Annotated in this window: 15 protein-coding genes, 1 tRNA gene, 1 riboswitch and 1 other annotated feature; of the genes, 12 read left to right on the forward strand and 4 right to left on the reverse strand. The window is 32.5% G+C overall.

Annotated features, from left to right (window positions below; genetic code table 11):
- Nucleotides 1-21 precede the first annotated feature (21 nt).
- The 3 genes from CKV65_RS01715 to CKV65_RS01725 are packed head-to-tail and all read left to right on the forward strand — an operon-like array spanning nucleotide 22 to nucleotide 4,251.
- Nucleotides 22-822 (forward strand): hypothetical protein, encoded by an 801-nt coding sequence (locus tag CKV65_RS01715; protein WP_027889181.1) that lies wholly within the window; start codon nucleotides 22-24, stop codon nucleotides 820-822.
- Nucleotides 823-841: 19 nt separating this feature from the next.
- Nucleotides 842-2,815 carry a type I restriction-modification system subunit M gene (locus CKV65_RS01720; RefSeq protein WP_027889182.1) on the forward strand — a complete coding sequence of 658 codons (1,974 nt, stop codon included), beginning with the start codon at nucleotides 842-844 and terminating at the stop codon, nucleotides 2,813-2,815.
- 38 nt (nucleotides 2,816-2,853) lie between these two features.
- Nucleotides 2,854-4,251 carry a restriction endonuclease subunit S domain-containing protein gene (locus CKV65_RS01725; RefSeq protein ID WP_051177533.1) on the forward strand — a complete coding sequence of 466 codons (1,398 nt, stop codon included), beginning with the start codon at nucleotides 2,854-2,856 and terminating at the stop codon, nucleotides 4,249-4,251.
- Nucleotides 4,252-4,291: 40 nt separating this feature from the next.
- Here CKV65_RS01725 and CKV65_RS11015 read toward each other — a convergent pair whose 3' ends face one another.
- From CKV65_RS11015 to CKV65_RS01745, 4 genes are all read right to left on the reverse strand, one after another.
- Nucleotides 4,292-5,020, reverse strand: a complete 729-nt coding sequence (locus CKV65_RS11015) for a heparan-alpha-glucosaminide N-acetyltransferase domain-containing protein (protein WP_071601695.1) — start codon at nucleotides 5,018-5,020, stop codon at nucleotides 4,292-4,294.
- Nucleotides 5,021-5,121: 101 nt separating this feature from the next.
- On the reverse strand, nucleotides 5,122-7,593 hold the full coding sequence (gene leuS / locus CKV65_RS01735) for a leucine--tRNA ligase (RefSeq protein WP_036254213.1): 2,472 nt from the start codon (nucleotides 7,591-7,593) through the stop codon (nucleotides 5,122-5,124).
- Nucleotides 7,594-7,647: 54 nt separating this feature from the next.
- Nucleotides 7,648-7,834, reverse strand: a binding site (T-box leader).
- 103 nt (nucleotides 7,835-7,937) lie between these two features.
- Nucleotides 7,938-9,098 carry a branched-chain amino acid transport system II carrier protein gene (gene brnQ / locus CKV65_RS01740; RefSeq protein ID WP_036254215.1) on the reverse strand — a complete coding sequence of 387 codons (1,161 nt, stop codon included), beginning with the start codon at nucleotides 9,096-9,098 and terminating at the stop codon, nucleotides 7,938-7,940.
- A 188-nt stretch (nucleotides 9,099-9,286) separates the two neighbouring features.
- Nucleotides 9,287-9,718 carry an RrF2 family transcriptional regulator gene (locus CKV65_RS01745; RefSeq protein ID WP_027889185.1) on the reverse strand — a complete coding sequence of 144 codons (432 nt, stop codon included), beginning with the start codon at nucleotides 9,716-9,718 and terminating at the stop codon, nucleotides 9,287-9,289.
- Nucleotides 9,719-9,841: 123 nt separating this feature from the next.
- On the opposite strand from CKV65_RS01745, the gene lepA reads away from it, so the two are divergent.
- The 9 genes from lepA (at nucleotide 9,842) to CKV65_RS01790 (ending at nucleotide 19,438) form a co-directional block, all read left to right on the forward strand.
- Nucleotides 9,842-11,638 (forward strand): translation elongation factor 4, encoded by a 1,797-nt coding sequence (gene lepA / locus CKV65_RS01750; RefSeq protein WP_027889186.1) that lies wholly within the window; start codon nucleotides 9,842-9,844, stop codon nucleotides 11,636-11,638.
- Nucleotides 11,638-12,783, forward strand: coding sequence for a radical SAM family heme chaperone HemW (gene hemW / locus CKV65_RS01755; RefSeq protein WP_027889187.1), 1,146 nt, complete (start codon nucleotides 11,638-11,640; stop codon nucleotides 12,781-12,783). The genes lepA and hemW overlap by 1 nt, the downstream gene beginning before the upstream one ends.
- A 202-nt stretch (nucleotides 12,784-12,985) precedes the next feature.
- Nucleotides 12,986-14,653 carry a ribonuclease J gene (locus tag CKV65_RS01760; RefSeq protein WP_027889188.1) on the forward strand — a complete coding sequence of 556 codons (1,668 nt, stop codon included), beginning with the start codon at nucleotides 12,986-12,988 and terminating at the stop codon, nucleotides 14,651-14,653.
- Between the two features lie 64 nt (nucleotides 14,654-14,717).
- Nucleotides 14,718-14,804: riboswitch (ZMP/ZTP riboswitch) on the forward strand.
- 75 nt (nucleotides 14,805-14,879) lie between these two features.
- Entirely contained in the window at nucleotides 14,880-16,121 is a 1,242-nt protein-coding gene (locus CKV65_RS01765) for an L-lactate MFS transporter (RefSeq protein ID WP_027889189.1), read from the forward strand.
- A gap of 121 nt (nucleotides 16,122-16,242) precedes the next feature.
- Nucleotides 16,243-16,722 carry a hypothetical protein gene (locus tag CKV65_RS01770; protein ID WP_027889190.1) on the forward strand — a complete coding sequence of 160 codons (480 nt, stop codon included), beginning with the start codon at nucleotides 16,243-16,245 and terminating at the stop codon, nucleotides 16,720-16,722.
- Nucleotides 16,723-16,726: 4 nt separating this feature from the next.
- Nucleotides 16,727-17,482 (forward strand): 6-carboxyhexanoate--CoA ligase, encoded by a 756-nt coding sequence (locus CKV65_RS01775; protein WP_027889191.1) that lies wholly within the window; start codon nucleotides 16,727-16,729, stop codon nucleotides 17,480-17,482.
- 18 nt (nucleotides 17,483-17,500) lie between these two features.
- Nucleotides 17,501-18,658 carry an 8-amino-7-oxononanoate synthase gene (bioF, locus tag CKV65_RS01780; protein ID WP_027889192.1) on the forward strand — a complete coding sequence of 386 codons (1,158 nt, stop codon included), beginning with the start codon at nucleotides 17,501-17,503 and terminating at the stop codon, nucleotides 18,656-18,658.
- Nucleotides 18,659-18,743: 85 nt separating this feature from the next.
- Nucleotides 18,744-18,830, forward strand: a tRNA-Leu gene (locus tag CKV65_RS01785).
- 407 nt (nucleotides 18,831-19,237) lie between these two features.
- Nucleotides 19,238-19,438, forward strand: a complete 201-nt coding sequence (locus CKV65_RS01790; RefSeq protein ID WP_027889193.1) for a helix-turn-helix domain-containing protein — start codon at nucleotides 19,238-19,240, stop codon at nucleotides 19,436-19,438.
- Nucleotides 19,439-19,531 lie beyond the last annotated feature (93 nt).

The following is a 19,531-nucleotide window of genomic DNA, read 5'->3' on the forward strand; positions in this document are numbered from 1 at the left end:
GATTAAAGAAGGTTATATTTTATGATAGATTTTTTGGGAAATTTATTTTGGAATTTTTTGCTTGCAAACTGGGTAAATATGGCGTTAATAATAGTTGGAACTTCGGCAATATTCGTCTATATTTGGCAAGAGCGGGGAAAAACTAAAGATTATGCTTCTATGATTGTTTTGCAAATAGATGAGTTACAAGAAAGAATGCAACAAATTCAATCATATATAACTGATGATGGATTAAATTTTAAAGCTTTTTATGAGTCTTTACCATTAATGAATGAAAATTATTGGGATAGATATAAGCATGTTTTTATTAGGAAAATAGATAATAAAAGTTATCATAATATTAATAAATTCTATCAATATGTGTTATCTATTAAAGAACAACAAGAGTTATTGAGAAATTTGCAAAAAAATTATTTTTTTCTTAAGCAACAAGCTATAACTAATACTGAATTTTCTTATATAGATAGAATTATTAGTGCGACAGAACAAAGCATAATTTCACCTGATTTGGTAGAAAAATCTAAAAATGATTTTCTAAAAGAAAATAAAAATGAAAATTTAAATCAATTTGTTGGAAAAGTTTTAGAGCAAATATCTTTAAATAATTTAAATAATAATTTAGATGTTTTTTGGAGTGCGTACAATCAGAAGAGAAATAAGTTTTTAGGAATTATGAATAATAATCAAGCTTTAACAGATTATTCTCCACTACAAATATCTCAAACAATAAAAAGTATATTAAAACAGTATTCTATGCTAGAAATTACAGGAACAGAAGGCTATAGAAAATTACGTAAAATTGCTAAAATGACAGATAAATAACTTGACAGTGAGGTAAAAAATGAATATAGAAGACATTCTTAATGGTAGTAAATATAATTTAACACAATTTAGTCAAGAAAGTATTACATCTTTATTAGAACGAGTTATTGAAAAAAATAATAAGGGAAAACCTGCTTTATATGTGGAATGTTTAATACGAAAAAAGCTTATCATGTTAAAGCCAGAAGAAATAGTTCGTCAATTATATATAGATAAATTAAATAAACAATATGGATATCCACTTAATCGTATGGCTGTTGAATATGTTGTTTCTTTTGGTAGAGAAAAGAAAAAAGCTGATATTGTTATCTTTGATAAAGATAGAAAGACTGCGCCATATATTATAGTAGAATTAAAAAAACCTAAATTAAAAGATGGAAAAGAACAATTAAAATCATATTGTAATGCAACAGGTGCGCCTATTGGTGTATGGACTAATGGAGAACAGATTTCATTTTATAACAGAAAAGATCCTAATTATTTTGAAGATATACCAAATATTCCATCTGTGGATGAAAGTTTAGCAGATATTTTAACAGAACGATGGACTATTGATACATTAATACAGAAAGATAAATTAGTGCAAGAACGTAAATCTTTAAAGGATTTAATTCTTGAAATGGAAGATGAAGTTTTAGCAAATGCTGGTGTTGATGTTTTTGAAGAAGTTTTTAAGCTAATATTTACTAAATTATTTGATGAATTACAAAGCGGTAGAGATAAAAAGCGAGTATTACAGTTTAGAAACTATGGTTATACAGAAACAGAATTAAAAGAAAAAATTCAAAATTTATTTGAACAAGCCAAAAATAAATGGGAAGGTATATTTGGAGAGTCTACAAAAATAGAATTAACAGGTTCACATTTATCCGTTTGTGTATCTAGTTTGCAAGACGTAAAATTATTTAATTCTAATCTTGATGTAATAGATGATGCTTTTGAATACTTGATGAGTAAGAGTCAAAAAGGTGAAAAGGGACAATATTTTACACCACGTTATGTTATTGAAATGTGTGTTAGAATGTTAAATCCTACCGAAGATGAAAATATGATTGATACAGCTGCTGGTAGCTGTGGATTTCCTATTCATACAATATTTTATGTTTGGAAACAGATTTTGCGAGAAAAAGGCATAAAGCAGAGTAATTTATTTACATCAGAAGAAAAACCTGTTGAATGTACAGATTATGTAAATGAACATATTTTTGCAATAGATTTTGATATAAAATGCGTTCGAGTAGCTAAAATGTTAAATCTTATAGCAGGAGATGGAAAAACGAATGTTCTTCACTTAAATACTTTAGATTATGAACGTTGGGACGAAGTTACAAAAGAAGAACAATGGACAGATACCTATAATGAAGGTTGGAAAAAATTAAAAAAATTAAGGTCTATAAAGAATAGCAATCAATTTTTTAACTTTGATATTTTAATGGCTAATCCACCTTTTGCTGGTGATATTAAAGAAAGCAAGATGATATCTTGTTATGAACTTGGTAAAAATGCTAAAGGAAAAATGCAAAGTAAAGTAGGCAGAGATATTTTATTTATTGAAAGAAATCTAAATTTCTTAAAGCCTGGCGGAAGAATGGCTGTAGTATTGCCACAAGGACGTTTTAATAATAGCGGTGATAAATATATTAGAGATTATATTGCAAAACATTGTCGTATTCTTGCTGTTGTAGGTTTGCATGGAAATGTATTTAAACCGCATACAGGTACTAAAACATCGGTTCTTTTTGTGCAAAAATGGGATAATGAACTTTGTCCATATAAAGAAGATTATCCAATTTTCTTCGCTACCATGCAAGAACCTAGTAAAGATAATTCTGGTGAAAAAATATATGTAACCAAAGACGGAAAACCTGTATTAGATACACATGGGCATCTTATTGTAAAACACGATTTATATAATCATGATGGATTAACACAAGATGGTATAGCAGAAGCTTTTATTGAATTTGCGAAAAAGGAAAAACTAAGTTTTTTCTAAATAACCCACCATTTGACGAAGAAAAATATAATCGTTTAATGAGTGGGTTAGAATGCAGTGAAATATATTTTAATAATATACATGATAATTTATTTAGATTAGAAGCTGAATATTATAAAAAAATATATTTAAGCATAGAGAAAAAACTAGCTAATTATAATGAGTTAGGTATGTATGTTAACTCAATAAATTGTGGACCATTTGGTTCAAGTTTATTAGATGATAAGTATGAAATAAATGGTGTATTAGTTGTTAGACCTTTTAATTTAAAACAGCTTACAATAGAAAACGAAAATTTAGTATATATTTCAGAAGAAACATTGCATGATAACAACTTAAAAAAATATGGTAGAAATACAGTACTTTTTTCTAGAGTGGGAGATATAAAAATAGGGGTATCTAATAGAGATAATATAACTATCAGCCCTAATATTATTGCAGTTTCTTTGAAAAATGAATTCTTGGCAAAATATGTAGCGGTATTTTTTTATACTAAATATGGTTTTTTACAAATAAAAAGGCAGTTAAAAATATCTGCTCAACCGACTATATCAACAAATGTTATAGAAAAATTGAAAATACCATTTTTTGATAAGTTGGTGGATAGGATAATTTCTAAATTAGATATTACTGAAAATTTAATGCAACAAGCAAATAAAGCTTATTTAAAAGCTGAACAATTATTAGTAAAAGAATTAAATATAAAAATAGAAAATAATAGTAATATTAATATAAAATCATTTAATAATTCTTTTAGTAATAGTGGACGTTTAGATGCTGAATATTATTTAGCTAAATATGAAGCTTTACAAAAAAATATATATAAATATCCTAAAAAAGGAAATATATGTTCTATAATAACATTACAGGATAAAAATATAACACCTAAAGATAATAAAAAATATAAATATATAGAATTAGCTAATATTGACAATATAGGAAATATAATTGATTGTACAGAAGATTTTGGAGTGAATTTACCAACAAGAGCAAGAAGAATTGTTCATACAGGAGATGTGATTGTTTCATCAATTGAAGGTTCTTTAAATAAGTGTGCATTGATAACAGAAGAATTTGATGGAGCTTTTTGTTCTACTGGTTTTTTTGTAATAAAATCGGGAATATTTACATCAGAGACACTTTTAGTTTTATTTAAATCAGAAATATTGCAGAATTTAATGAAAAAAGGTTGTTCGGGTACTATTTTAACAGCAATAAGTAAAGAAGAATTTGAGAAAATTTGTATACCTATTTTAAATGATAATATACAACAAAAAATTACTTGTTATATAAAGCAATCAAAATTATTATATAATCAAAGTAAATTATTGTTAGAAGCTGCTAAAAAATCTGTAGAAATTGCTATTGAACAAAATGAAGATATTGCTCTAAATTATCTTCAAGAACAATCAGATAATATTTTGAATAATAATTAATATATTTAATAAAAAGCCGAAACTTCATAGTTTCGGTTTTTTATAATGCGATATTTAGCAGGGAATATATTATTGGCTGGTGTAGCAGATAGATTATTAAAGATTTTTTGCCGAGGTAATTTAAAAAAGGTGATAGTTTTTTCTCAAAATATGATAAGAGTTTATGATTGCAGCAATATTGATAAGCATAATAACCGCTTATAAATAAAAATATCCATGGCAGTATCGGAAAATAATCGGCTGAGGTGAAATCATCATGAGGAAAACCCAGATAAGCGGTGAAATGGTTGGTATAGATTTTGTCGGGAAGTTGGATTTTATAAAAAGGAAAACCGATATAACCGCGGGTAATCTGTCTGAAAAAGATGAAGAAAAATGAACTTAATAAAAAGCCTGTTAGGGGTTTTAAATGAGATAATATTTTGTGCAGTAGTATTATAATTAATGTAGCGGAACCTAAAAAAGTCAGAATACCGAATATAATTGTGTTTTTTGGTGTGAAGATATATGTAACTAAGCTGATTGATAAACCGCAGATAAAGATTAAAGCGCCGCGTTTTATGTGATTGTGGCTGAGTTGCCAGCAAAATCCTGATATAAAAATAAAGGAAATGCAAATAAATTGTTGCCAAATATAAAATAAATTCGGCAGGGTATTATCTATAACGGAAAAGATATATATTAAATCCCAAATGAAATGGTAGCCTATCATATTTAGAAGGCTAAAACCTCGCAAGGTATCTAATAGTTCATAGCGTTTTTTATACATAAAAAATAAAAATCCTTTATAAAATTAAATAGTGATAAATAAAAATGTTGAAATCAGAGAGAGTTCTCCAATTTCAACATTTTTTAGTTTATATATTGTTATTAGCCTTTTACTACAATGTTTACAAGTTTTTGTGGTACGCTGATTACTTTAACGATAGTTTTACCTTCGATTAAGCCTTTGATTTTTTCATCAGCAAGTGCTTGTTCTTGTTGTTGTTCACGAGTTGCAGTAGAAGCAATCATGATTTTAGAACGTACTTTACCATTAACTTGAACAACTACTTCAACTTCATCAGCAACAGTTGCTTTTGGGTCAAATGTAGGCCAAGTTGTATGATGTACACTGCCTTTTTGACCGATTTGTTGCCAGAGTTCTTCAGTAACGTGTGGAGCAAATGGTGCTAAGAGTTTAATCAAGTTGATAACAACTTCGCGAGCAAGACCAGCATTTAAGTTGCCATCTTTGAAAGTATAGAACGCATTTACAAGTTCCATGATTGTACTGATAGCAGTGTTGAATGTGCCACGAGTGCCGATATCTTCTGTTACTTTTTGAATTGTAACGTTTAAGATACGGAATAATTCTTTTTCTTCTTTAGTTAAAGCATTTTTATCAAATGGCTGATTTTCTTTTACTTTATCAGCATAGGAGAGAACAATTCTCCAAACACGCTGAATGAAACGCCAAGCACCTTCTACACCTTGGTCACTCCATTCGAGGTCACGTTCTGGTGGAGCAGCGAATAAGATGAAGACACGAGCTGTATCAGCGCCATATTTTTTGATGATTTCTTCTGGGGATACTACATTGCCTTTTGATTTACTCATTTTAGAACCATCTTTGATAACCATACCTTGAGTTAAGAGGTTTGTGAATGGTTCATCAAAGTTTACAAGACCAGCGTCTTTTAAGACTTTAGTGAAGAAACGGGAATAGAGCAAATGCAAAATAGCGTGTTCGATACCGCCGATATATTGGTCAACTGGGAGCCAGTAATCTACAGCTTCTTTAGAGAATGGCATTTTGTCATTGTGTGGGTCAGCATAGCGCATATAATACCAAGAAGAACAAATGAATGTATCCATAGTATCTGTTTCACGTCTTGCAGGGCCACCGCATTTTGGACAAGTGCAGTTGACAAATTCTTCGGATTGAGCAAGTGGAGAAGTAGCACCAGTTTCAAATTTAACGTCTTTTGGTAATTTAACAGGTAAATCTTCTTCAGGTACGAGAACTTCACCGCAATGAGGGCAGTAAATTACTGGAATTGGTGCACCCCAATAACGTTGACGGGAAATGAGCCAATCGCGTAAACGGTAATTTACATGACGTTCACCGAGTTTGTTTTCTTCGAGCCAATCAATCATAGCTGTGATAGCTTTGCGATTGTTCATGCCGGTGAATTGACCAGAATTTACGAGTACACCATCATCAACGTAAGCATTTTCCATTGTTTCAAGTGTGAGGGAATTATCTTTATTCTGGATAACAATTTTCATTGGTAAATTGTATTTTTTAGCGAACATGAAGTCACGTTCATCATGAGTTGGAACACCCATAACAGCACCAGTACCATATTCATAGAGAACATAGTTTGTTACCCATACAGGTACTTTTTCGCCGTTGAATGGATTTATAGCATAAACGCCAGTGAACATACCTTTCTTTTCAGATTCGCTGGAAGTACGTTCGATTTCGTTCATGTTGTGAACTTCTTCAATGAATTTTAAAATTTCTTGTTCGTTTTCTTTGCCTTTGATGAATTTTTTTACAAGTGGATGTTCAGCTGCTAAAACTACATAAGATACACCGAAAACGGTATCAGGGCGAGTTGTATAAACTGAAATCTTTTCATTGTATTCTGGTACATCAAAGCTGAATTGTGCGCCTTCACTTCTGCCAATCCAGTTATCCTGCATGATTTTTACGCGGTTTGGCCAACCTTTGAGTTTGTCGAGGTCTTTTAAGAGTACATCAGCGTAATCTGTGATTTTTAAGAACCACTGTTCAAGGTCTTTTTTTACAACAGTGGAATCGCAACGCCAGCATTTGCCATCGATAACCTGTTCATTTGCAAGTACAGTATGGCAAGTTTCGCACCAGTTAGCGGAAGCTTTTTTCTTATAAGCGAGACCTTTTTTATAGAATAATTCAAAAAGCCATTGTGTCCATTTATAATAATCTTCATGGCAAGTAGCAACTTTTCTATCCCAGTCATAGGAAAGACCCATTTCTTTTTGCTGGCGAGTCATGTTTGCCATGTTGTCTTCTGTCCAATCGGAAGGACGAACGCCGTGTTTGATAGCAGCATTTTCTGCTGGCATACCGAAAGCATCAAATCCCATTGGGTGAAGTACATTAAAGCCGTTCATGGTTTTGTAACGAGCGATAACATCACCGATGGAATAGTTGCGAACGTGTCCCATATGTAGATTTCCAGAAGGATAAGGGAACATTTCAAGTACATAATATTTTGGTTTACTTGGGTCGTTTTTAATCTGATAAGCATTAGTTTCGTCCCAGATTTTTTGCCATTTTTTTTCAATGGTCTGTGGACAATATTTTTCCATAATAAAACACTCCTGTAAAATTTTTAAGCAATAAAAAAGCCCCTGGCAATATATGCCAGGGACGAATTAATCGCGGTACCACCCTGATTGACAGATAGCTGTCCTCTTAAAATCTTAACGGGATTAGCGGCAACAAGTGCTCCTCCACAGCGAGTTCAACCATAAAGCTATAGGCTCACATCAACCGCCTATTTTCTGAAAAGACTTTACAAAGTTTACTACTCTGTATCAAGGGATTTATTATAACTATACAATTATAGACAAATATCATTATACTTAGCAACTACATTAAAGTCAAGAATAAGTATAGCAATAAAAATCAGCATTTAATTTAAAGCTAAAATTTAAATGTAAGATTGTATTGTATAGTAAAGACCAAAGATAAGACCGATGAATGCACATACTTTATAAATGGCATTATTTTTAATATGGTTGCGGAATAAAAGCAAGATTACTGTAACCATAAATGGTGGACAAATTGTAGTTAAAATCGGTACAGCTAAATTGATTATAGATGTGAGACCGAGATTACATAATGAAGCACTGATTAAGATGTTTATTACAATCCAAGTTTGATATTTTATTTTGCCATTGGAAATTTTTTCAAAGAAATATGCTGTTGCTCCAGCAAGACCGATAGCTGTTGTAAGGCAAGCAAAGCCAACGATAATACCGAGAATAAGTGTACCTGTGCTACCGAGTAAATGGCGTGTGATAGCGACAATGAGCTGAGCTTGGTTTAAGTCATGACTTATGACTTGGCTAGAAGTTGCTCCAAGATAAGCAAGTCCGCCATAAATAGAGCAAAGCAAAAGACCTGCAACAATACAAATATAAATGATAGCTTTTAATTGTACTTTGTGGTCAGTGTAACCTTTGAGGCGAAGTGTATTGAGCATTACAATACCAAAACCAACAACGGCTAAAATGTCCATTGTTTGATAACCTGCAATAACACCATCTTGTGCTACTGTAGAAGATAATGGTGGTGCAATTTCACCAATAGGGTTTACAATACCTGCTATGATTAAGATAAATGTACAAATGACAAGTATTGGTGTTAAATATTTACCGATTATATCAACAAAGCGAGTCGGGCGAATTGTCGTTATAAATACAATGGCAAAAAAGATAATGGAAAAAGCCAATAATGAGATTTTATCAGTAAATGGTGCGATACTCATTTCAAAGGTAGTAGCGGCAGTACGTGGTGGAGCAATCAATACACCTGTACATAAAATAATAATGATATTTAAAATTCTACCAGGGATTTTTCCAATAGCATCTTCAAGTGCTGTGATACTACCTCCACCGAGTACCATGGCATAAATACCAACACAGGAAAGAAATACTTCAACGAAGATAAAGCAAGAAAAGCCGGTCAACCATTCATCTCCAGAAGTCATTCCTAAATGTGGCGGGAAAATTAGATTTCCAGCGCCAAAGAACATAGAAAATAAAGCAAATCCGATTACGATTACATCACGTGTTTTAATTTTTTGCATAAAAAAGTCCTTTCTGTAAATTTTTGTAACGTATAACGTAAATAACCATATTTCTATATTATATAGGTGAATTAATCTTTACACAACAGAAAATGTGTAAATTTGTAATTTTTTTATGATTTTTTGGACAAATATAACTGTAAATGTTTTTCTACAGAAAAATAATAAAAAGGAGCTATATTGCTCCTTTAAAATCGTATAAGTGATTTTTCTTTTGCTTGGCGGGCAAGTTCAGATAATGTAATGCTATCTAAATAGCCATTTATCACTTTTTTTAACCCTAGCCAGAATGGTTGCACAGTGCAAGTATCAGCACGAGTACAAGCAATATGATTTTTTTTCAAACAATCAATAGGTGTTAAGTCTCCTTCAGCAGCACGAAGAATATCACCTGCTGTATATTGCATACTGGATTTTGCTAGTAAATAACCACCATTGTTTCCACGTACACTTTTTACCAATTTAGCTTTTATGAGAAGAGCGATAATTTGCTCCATGTATTTTAAGCTGATATCTTGGCGAGCGGCAATATCTTTTAAAGGAATGGGACTGCCGTTGTCGTTTACAGCTAAATCAATCATTGTTCGTAGAGCGTAACGACCCTTAGTAGATATTTTCATAAGAATTCACCTCATCTCTATAAATATTTTACTATTAAAATACTAGGAAATCAATTACTATTGCTAGAGCGTTTTGAGAAATGATATAATTATATGAAATAAAAATTTAACGGAGGTAGTAATTTGGACGCAAAACATATTAGAAATTTTTCCATTATAGCACATATTGACCATGGAAAGTCTACATTAGCGGATAGATTAATTGAATATACAGGTACGCTCACTGAGCGTGAAATGGAAGCACAAGTTTTGGATAATATGGATTTAGAACGTGAACGCGGTATCACCATAAAAGCCCAGACTGTGCGCCTACATTATAAGGCAAAAGATGGCGAGATTTACGAACTCAATTTAATTGACACACCGGGCCACGTTGACTTTAACTACGAAGTATCTCGTAGCTTAGCGGCGTGTGAAGGTGCATTGCTCGTTGTCGATGCTACGCAAGGTGTAGAAGCTCAAACTCTTGCCAATGTGTATTTAGCACTAGAACATGATTTAGAGATAATTCCAGTTATCAACAAAATTGATTTACCAAGTGCTGAACCTGAAATGGTAAAACAAGAAATTGAAGATATCATCGGACTTGATACTTCTGATGCTGTGCTCGCCAGCGCTAAGACTGGTATCGGCATTGAAGATATTTTGGAACAGATTGTACAAAAAATTCCGGCACCACCAGCTGATAATGATAAACCATTAAAAGCACTCATTTTTGACTCATACTTTGATGCGTATAAAGGCGTAATCGCTCATATTCGTGTCGTAGATGGCATGATTAAACCTGGTATGAGATTAAAAATGATGGCTACAGGCAAAGAATTTGAAGTAACAGATATTGGTTGCTTCCGTCCTGCTCCAGTAAATATAAATATGTTAGAAAGTGGCGAAGTTGGTTTTGTTGCAGGTAGTTTGAAAAATGTGCGTGATGTACGTGTCGGTGATACGATAACTGCTGCTAATAATCCAGCTGATGAAGCACTTCCAGGTTATCGTGGTGTTACACCAATGGTTTATTGTGGTCTTTATCCAGTTGATAGCTCTGATTATGAAAATTTAAAAGATGCTTTGGAAAAATTGCAATTAAATGATGCGGCATTGACTTTTGAACCAGAAACATCAATTGCGCTCGGCTTTGGTTTTCGTTGCGGTTTCTTAGGTCTTTTGCATATGGATGTTATTCAAGAACGTTTGGAACGCGAATATAAATTAAAACTCATAACTACAGCACCAAGTGTTATTTACCATGTATATAAAACGAATAAAGAAATGGTAAAAATTGATAACCCTGCTTCTATGCCACCACCAACTGAAATTGAACATATTGAAGAACCATATGTAAAAGCGACTGTCATTGTACCAAATGATTATGTTGGCCCTGTTATGGAAATTTCTCAGGATAAACGCGGTGTATTTAAGACAATGGATTATCTCGATGTGAACCGTGTAATGGTTGTATATCACATTCCGCTTAGTGAAATCATCTATGATTATTTTGATAAATTGAAATCAGCTACACGTGGATATGCTTCACTTGATTATGAATTGACTGATTATCAGCCATCAAAACTTGTTAAATTGGATATTTTGCTCAACGGTGAACCAGTCGATGCACTTTCTACTATTGTACACGTTGATAGAGCTGCTAGCCGTGGTCGTCAATTAGCTGAAAAACTTAAAAATATAATTCCGCGTCAAATGTTTGAAATTCCAATTCAAGCTGCGGTGGGCAATAAGATTATCGCTCGTGAAAACGTTCGCGCAATGCGTAAAGACGTATTGGCAAAATGTTATGGCGGGGATATCACTCGTAAACGTAAATTGTTGGAAAAACAGAAAGAAGGTAAAAAACGCATGAAGGCAGTAGGTTCTGTAGAAGTTCCACAAGAAGCTTTCATGGCGATTTTAAAAATAGACTGATGAAAAATTTTGGAATGTACATTCACATTCCGTTTTGCAAACAGAAATGTTTTTATTGTGATTTTGCTTCAGTTAAATCAAGTAAAGATGATAATTTACTTTATAAACAGTATATAGAAGCTCTTTGTCAGGAAATAGTTCTCTATCGGGAATTGTTTCCTGATATTTGTCTTGATACAATTTATTTTGGCGGTGGAACACCTTCTATCTTGTCAGCTGATTTAATAAAAAAAGTGCTTGAAACAGTAAGTGAAAATTTTAAGTTCAATAGTAATTGCGAAATCACTTTAGAAGCAAATCCAGGTACAGTTGATGGAGAAAAACTAAATTCATTAAAGCAAAACGGAATAAATAGGCTCAGTTTTGGGGTACAAGCAGTACAAGATGAGTTATTGAAAAAAATAGGGCGTATTCATACGATAGAAGAAGCAGACTTGGCGATAGATTTAGCTAAGAAAGCTGGCTTTAATAATATAAGTGTTGATTTGATGTATGGATTACCTAGTCAAACACTAGAGATGCTAGAGCAAAGCGTACAATGGGCTGTGCATAAAGATATACAGCATATTTCTATTTATGGTTTACAGATAGAAGATGGCACTGTTTTTGGTAATTTATACGATAAAGGAAAATTGATTTTGCCAGCAGAAGAAGACACAGAAATGATGTATGATTATTTGACGCAGAAATTGCCTAAATATGGCTATAGAAGATATGAAATTTCTAACTTTGCTATACCGAATTTTGAAAGTAGGCATAATCTTTCTTATTGGCAAGATAAGCCGTATCTTGGTTTAGGTGCTGGGGCGCATGGATATTATGGCGATAAAAGGGTACAAAATCCTTTTGATATAAAAATGTATATAAACAAATGTAATCAAAAAATATTCCCATATGAAGCAGAAGAAAATGTGGATAAAAAAGCGCATATGGAAGAATTTTGTTTTTTAGCCTTGAGAACTATATGGGGTATAAATAAACAAAAATTTAAGGATACATTCAATGAAGATATTCATAAAATATACAAAAATATAATATTAAAATTGATAAAAAAAGGTCTTTTAAAAGAAACAGATGAAGCAATATATTTAACTTCAAAGGGTATGAAATTTGGAAATATAGTGTTTAGTGAATTTTTATTATAGTATATATGTTGTCAAGGGCTGGGAAACCAGCCCTTATTCTTTACAAAGATGGGATTTAGTTATATAATTAATTCGAAAGTGTTAAGGTTTCGGAATTTATATTTTATGAGTTGTTTTTATGGACGGAGCGTCATTTTTTAGTTAATAAATAATAGTTGAATACTATAAATATACAATAATTTAATATTTGGAGGTGCTATTTTTGGCAAGGGAAGTTCAAAAATTGCAAATAATTCCTTTGGGCGGACTTGGCGAAATCGGCAAAAATATGACAGTTGTACGTTATGGCGATGATATTCTAGTTATAGATGCCGGATTAATGTTCCCTGAAGAAGAAATGCTGGGTATAGACTTAGTTATTCCTGACATTACGTATTTATTAGAAAATAAAGACAAAATAAGAGCTATTGTGCTCACACATGGTCATGAAGACCATATCGGAGCTTTGCCTTATGTTTTAAGACAAATTCCTGGCGTACCAGTATATGGTACACGTTTGACACTTGGAATTTTGGAAGGCAGACTCAGAGAAAACGGAGTAGATGCTAGTACACTCCATCCTGTACATCATGGAGATATAATCAGTGCAGGTTGCTTTACTGTTGGTTTTATTCGTGTAAATCATAGTATTGCAGATGCATGTGGTTTATCAATAAAAACACCTATCGGTATGATTGTACATACAGGTGATTTTAAATTTGATTATACGCCAATTGATGGCAAAATGACAGATTTTAGAGCTTTCTCTGATTTAGGTAATAGAGGTGTTCTAGCACTTTTAGCAGATAGTACAAATGCTGAACGTGAAGGCCATACACCGAGCGAACGCACTGTAGGCATTGCGTTTGATAGAACGTTCCGCAAGGCAAAAAATCGTATTATCATCGCTACATTTTCTTCTAATGTACATCGCATTCAGCAAGTAGTCGATACAGCTGTGAAATACAATCGCCATGTAGCTATACTCGGTCGCAGTATGATAAATGTTGTCAATATTTCTATAAAATTGGGATATCTCAACATTCCAGAAGGTGTACTGATTGATGTTGATGAAATCAATAACTACCCATTAAATCAAATAGTCATTATAACTACAGGTAGCCAAGGAGAACCAATGTCAGCTTTGACTCGTATGTCTACTTCTAATCATCGCAAAGTTGGTATTTTGCCAGGTGATACGATTATAATATCAGCTACACCTATTCCAGGTAATGAAAAACTTGTTTCACGAACTATTGATAATTTGTTGAAACAAGGTGCTGATGTTGTATATGGCCGTGATGAAGGAATTCATGTATCTGGTCATGCTAGTAGAGAAGAATTAAAACTCATGCACAATTTGGTTCGTCCAAAATTCTTTATACCGGTGCATGGTGAATATCATCATATAGTAAAACATGCTAAATTAGCTGAAAGCATTGGCATGCCAAAAGAAAACATCTTTATCAGTGAAAATGGCCAAGTGTTGGAATTCACACGCGATGAAGGTCATGTTGCTGGTAAAGTAGTTGCTGGTAAAGTTTTAATCGATGGCTTGGGTGTTGGCGATGTAGGTAATATCGTATTGCGCGACCGTCGTCAGCTTTCTCAAGATGGTATTTTAATCGTAGTTGTTACAATGGATAAAGAACGTTGTTGCATAGCTGCTGGTCCTGATATCGTCTCACGTGGTTTCGTTTATGTTAGAGAATCTGAAGCATTGATGGAAGAAGCTAAAGAACGCGTTACAACTGCCATTGAAAATTGTTTAGCCAATAATATAACAGAATGGTCTGTGCTTAAAAATGATATTCGTGAAGCTATTGGACGTTATTTATATGAAAAAACCCGCCGTCGTCCAATGATTTTACCGATTATCATGGAAGTTTAATAAATAAAATTAATTTTGTTGTTGACATGTGTTAGATATTTGTTATAATAAAAGCATAATTTAATAAGCAGTGCGGGACTGACGGATTTAAAGTGGAATTAACCACGTGAACCGCAAAGCTAAAGAAAAGTCGACCGTCTGGGCAAAGAAAATTTTTGCTCAGACGGTTTTTTGTTTGAAGCATAAGTTTTCTTTTATGTTTAATTTTTGTAAAGGAGATTATATCATGAAAAACAGATGGCTTATCGCTTTATCAGCTGTAGGAATTCATATTTGTATTGGCAGTGTATACGCTTGGAGCGTACTTACAAAGCCAATTATGGAACAAATGGGATTTAGCTTACAGGAAACGACATGGACTTTTTCTTTAGCTATTTTATTTTTAGGTCTTTCTGCTGGATTTTTAGGAACTTTTGTTGAAAAACACGGCCCACGTGTAAGTGGTCTTACTGCGACTACATTTTTTGGTATTGGTATGTTCGGTACAGCATTAGCACTTTATTTGCATAATTTAGTTTTGCTTTATATTTGTTATGGTGTAATTGGTGGTATTGGTCTTGGTATAGGTTATATAACACCAGTATCTACACTCGTTAAATATTTTCCAGAAAAACGTGGTTTTGCAACTGGTCTTGCTATAATGGGATTTGGTTTTGCAAGTCTTGTTGCTGGTCCTTTGATGCAACTACTCACTGCTAATTTCGGACTCGTTACTAATTTCATCATTTTAGGCTGTGCATACGTTGTGATTATGAGTGCTTCTTCTCTTTATTTAGCACCACCACCAAAACAGCCAACTAAATTAAATACAGCAAAATTATCAACAATAACTAAAGCTCCTACTGTTATTAGACAGTATACTGTTGGTGAAGCTACAAGAGATTGGAAATTCTATGCACTTTGGTGGGTTTTCTTCACAAATATCACTTGTGGTATCGGTCTTTTAGCTGTTGCTTCTCCAATGGCTCAAGAAGTTGTAAAAATGAGCCCACTTGCAGCAGCTTCTATGGTTGGTGTAATCGGTTTAATAAACGGTTTTGGTCGCATTGCTTGGTCAACTATATCTGATTATTTAGGACGCAGAAACACTTATGTATTATTTTTCTTAATTGAAATTTTTGCTTTTTACGCATTGGCAAATACAACAGAAGCGTTTTTATTCCAGGTACTTGTATTGATTATAGTATCTTGCTATGGTGGCGGTTTCTCTTGTATGCCTGCATATTTAAGCGATTTATTTGGTACAAAACAGCTCAGTGCAATTCATGGCAGAATTTTAACTGCTTGGGGCATGGCTGGTATCGCAGGTCCTTTATTATTATCTTTTATCCGTGAAACAACACAGAGCTATGCGCTTTGCTTATATGTATTTTCTGGATTGTTCATCATAAGCTTAATCATTGCAATTATTTTGAAGGTAAAAACATCACGTAAAGAAAAATTGATTTCTAATAATATGATGGCATAAATAAAAAAAGTAAATGGCATTTTCGAAGGTTAGAAATAACTTTTGAAGATGCCATTTTTTATTTGACAATTATATTATCTTCATTTAAAATGTTAACTAAAAATAAAATAAGGTTAACAATGTGAAGTATAAAACATCTACACTGTGTGAAATCGCTATTTTAGTAGCAATGATTTCTATATTAGGCTCTATTAAAATCCCTAATATTATTCCTGGTATAGAATTTCAATTATCTGCACCGCTTGCTGTGGCAATTTGTAGTGTATTTGGCTTTAAGAAATACATCATCAGCGGAATTTTATCCAGTATTATTTGTTTGGCTTTAGGCACTCAAAATATATTGAATGTAGCAATTGCCATGCAATTTCGCTTAATCGTGGGCTTACTTTTATATTTGGCACAAAATCATCTTTATATGATTGTCATTGCTGGCCCTATCGCATCACTTATTGCTAGATTTAGTCTATTTTTCTTTTTAGGCAATCTAGGTGCTTTGACTTTTTCTATGCTTTTATTCACACTCCCAGGGCTTATTTTCACAGCAATAGCTTCTCCCATTTTGGTAAATATCTTAAAGAAAATAATTCATAAAAGGAGATAATATTATGCTCTACAGTATCCGCATGCGTTCAGCTAAAGGTGGTGCTCATGAATATGGTGGTCATCATATTTCAGGAGCTGAACGTTTAATCACTAAACAAGACTTACAAAAAATCACTGAAACATTAATTAAGCGAGCACTAAATCATGAAAAAGGTAGAGCAGATTTTATCCGTCTTACCATTGAAGAAGTAAAGCCTAAAGATATCATAACTATTCCTATGCTTAAAATGGAAACATATAATGCTATTGATGTAAATGATGGACATAAAAATGCTTGTGATTTTTTAGCCAATGCAGGTATTTCTAAAATGGCAATAGATAATGCTATGTCTTCTTTATTATCCCTAAAAGAAAATATGCGTGGTGCTATTTTAATTGATGTTACTACTGGAAAACGCTTGGATAATACAGGCATGAGAGGAATTCGCGTTAGTCGTATGGACTTTAAAGATACATTACAAGCTAAAAAACATTTTGATGAATTGGGATATACAGATAACCATGTTCAAGAAGCCCTTGTCTTGGCAAGTAAAGTATTATCTGCGCCTAATGTCATAGGCGAATTGTGTTGGTCCGATGACCCTAACTATATCATCGGTTATGTATCTGCTAATAATATTTATCACCGCATTACTAAAATGAAACCACTACATAGTAGTCAAGGCGGTAGAGTATTTTTTGTAAAAACACCTGTAGATATCACAGCTTTGCAAAATTATCTTGAAAGACAACCCGTACTTGTAGATATTAATTTATAAATTGAAATGGAGTTTATTATGCAAGATAATTTAAATAAATATTTAACTGAAATAGAATTTTTGCATCAACAGCAATTATATCGCAAGCCTATAACGTATATTCCAATTTCTGCCACTAAAGTCATAAAAGATGATGAAGAATATTTAATGATGGCTTCAAATAATTATTTAGGACTTACACATCATCCAGAGGTGAAAAAAGCGGCTATCAATGCCATTGAAAAATACGGCACAGGTTCTGGTGGTTCTCGCTTGATATCTGGTTCACATATTTTATTTTCAAAATTAGAACAAGCACTTGCTGAATTTAAATCTACAGAAAAAGCATTAGTCTTTAATACTGGATATGTGGCTAATGTTGGAACTATCAGTGCATTAACTAGTTCTAATGATTACATTATAAGTGATGAATTAAATCATGCAAGTATAATTGATGGTTGTCGTCTTAGCAAAGCCAAAACTTTAATTTATGCTCATAAAAATATGGCAGATTTGGAAAATATATTAAAAAAATTGCCGTATTCTAATACGAAATTAATCGTTACAGATAGCGTATTTAGCATGGATGGTGATATTGCATCTTTGGATGAAATCGCATATTTAGCGCATAAATACAATGCTTTAACTATGGTTGATGATGCACATGCCACAGGTGTTTTGGGCAAAGGTCATGGTAGTGTAGAACATTTTCATTTGCAAGGAAAGATAGACATTCAATTAGGCACTTTGAGTAAGGCATTAGCTTCAGAAGGTGGCTTTGTCGCTGGCAAGAAAATTTTAATTGAATATCTCATCAATAAAGCTCGCAGCTATATTTTTTCCACTGCACTGACACCAGCAGATATAGCAAGTAGTCTTGCAGCATTATCCTTAATCACTAACGATAATAGTTTAGTTGATAAATTATATGATAATATTTCTTATGTACAAGATTTATTGCAGCAAAATAATATAAATATGAAATTGATGACACCTATTGTGCCTATTATTGTTCATAGTAATGAAAAAGCGTTGCAAATAGCTAAAAAACTCTATGAAAAACATATTATTTTATCGGCTATTCGCCCGCCTACAGTCCCACAAAATCAAAGTAGATTGCGTTTAACGATATCAGCTAGTCATACGAAAAATGATTTAAAATTTGTCATTACAGAATTAGCTAAACTTCTTTTTTAAATAATAATAGTAAAATATTTAAAGTGAAATATATTGACAAGAAAATTCTTTGATGATATAATCTTTATTGTTGTTCATAACAAATGCCGAAGTGGCGGAATTGGCAGACGCACTTGACTCAAAATCAAGCGTAGTCCCCTACGTGCCGGTTCGAGTCCGGCCTTCGGCACCACTAGTAAAATCAAGGCTTTACGGAAAATCCGTAAAGCCTTTTTTGCTGTCTAAAATAAGATGAAAATACTATTTTGATACCATTTTGATAACAATTTATTTTTTTCGTTTATAAGGTATCCTTTATTGAAATATTCGTTTTGTAATAATTGTTTGTAGTGATTATTTAATCGTATTTGTTTTTTATAATTTCCATAACTATATAGCTATTAATAAAATCATAGAAATAATTCAAGGATATCCATACTTTTTACAAGAATATGGTAAATGGGTTTGGGAATGTAAGCAGGAAGAAAGTATTATCGATATAAAAATAGTTGATAAAGCTTATGACAAGTTTGAACAAAGCTTAGATAAAGCCTTTTCAAAGTTAGACATGATAGAGCAACAGCAAGAGAAATAGAATTTATGACAGCAATGGTGGCTTGTGAAAAATTACCATGTTCAACAAAAGAAATTGCAAATATTATGGGTGAATCAATACAAGCTATTTCTCCACTTAGAGCTCAATTAATTCATAAAGGTTTTATTTATGCAGCTAAACGAGGAGAGGTAGATTTTACTGTTCCGCAGTTTGATAAATATTTAAAACGTGTTTATAACAATTAAAAATTAATGAATGAATAATAGGTATAGCATTTGCTATACCTATTATTTTAATTATTTGCTTTAAAAATTTGATATAATATAAAGTAAGGAGTG

Source organism: Megamonas hypermegale (assembly GCF_900187035.1).
Classification (GTDB): domain Bacteria; phylum Bacillota; class Negativicutes; order Selenomonadales; family Selenomonadaceae; genus Megamonas; species Megamonas hypermegale.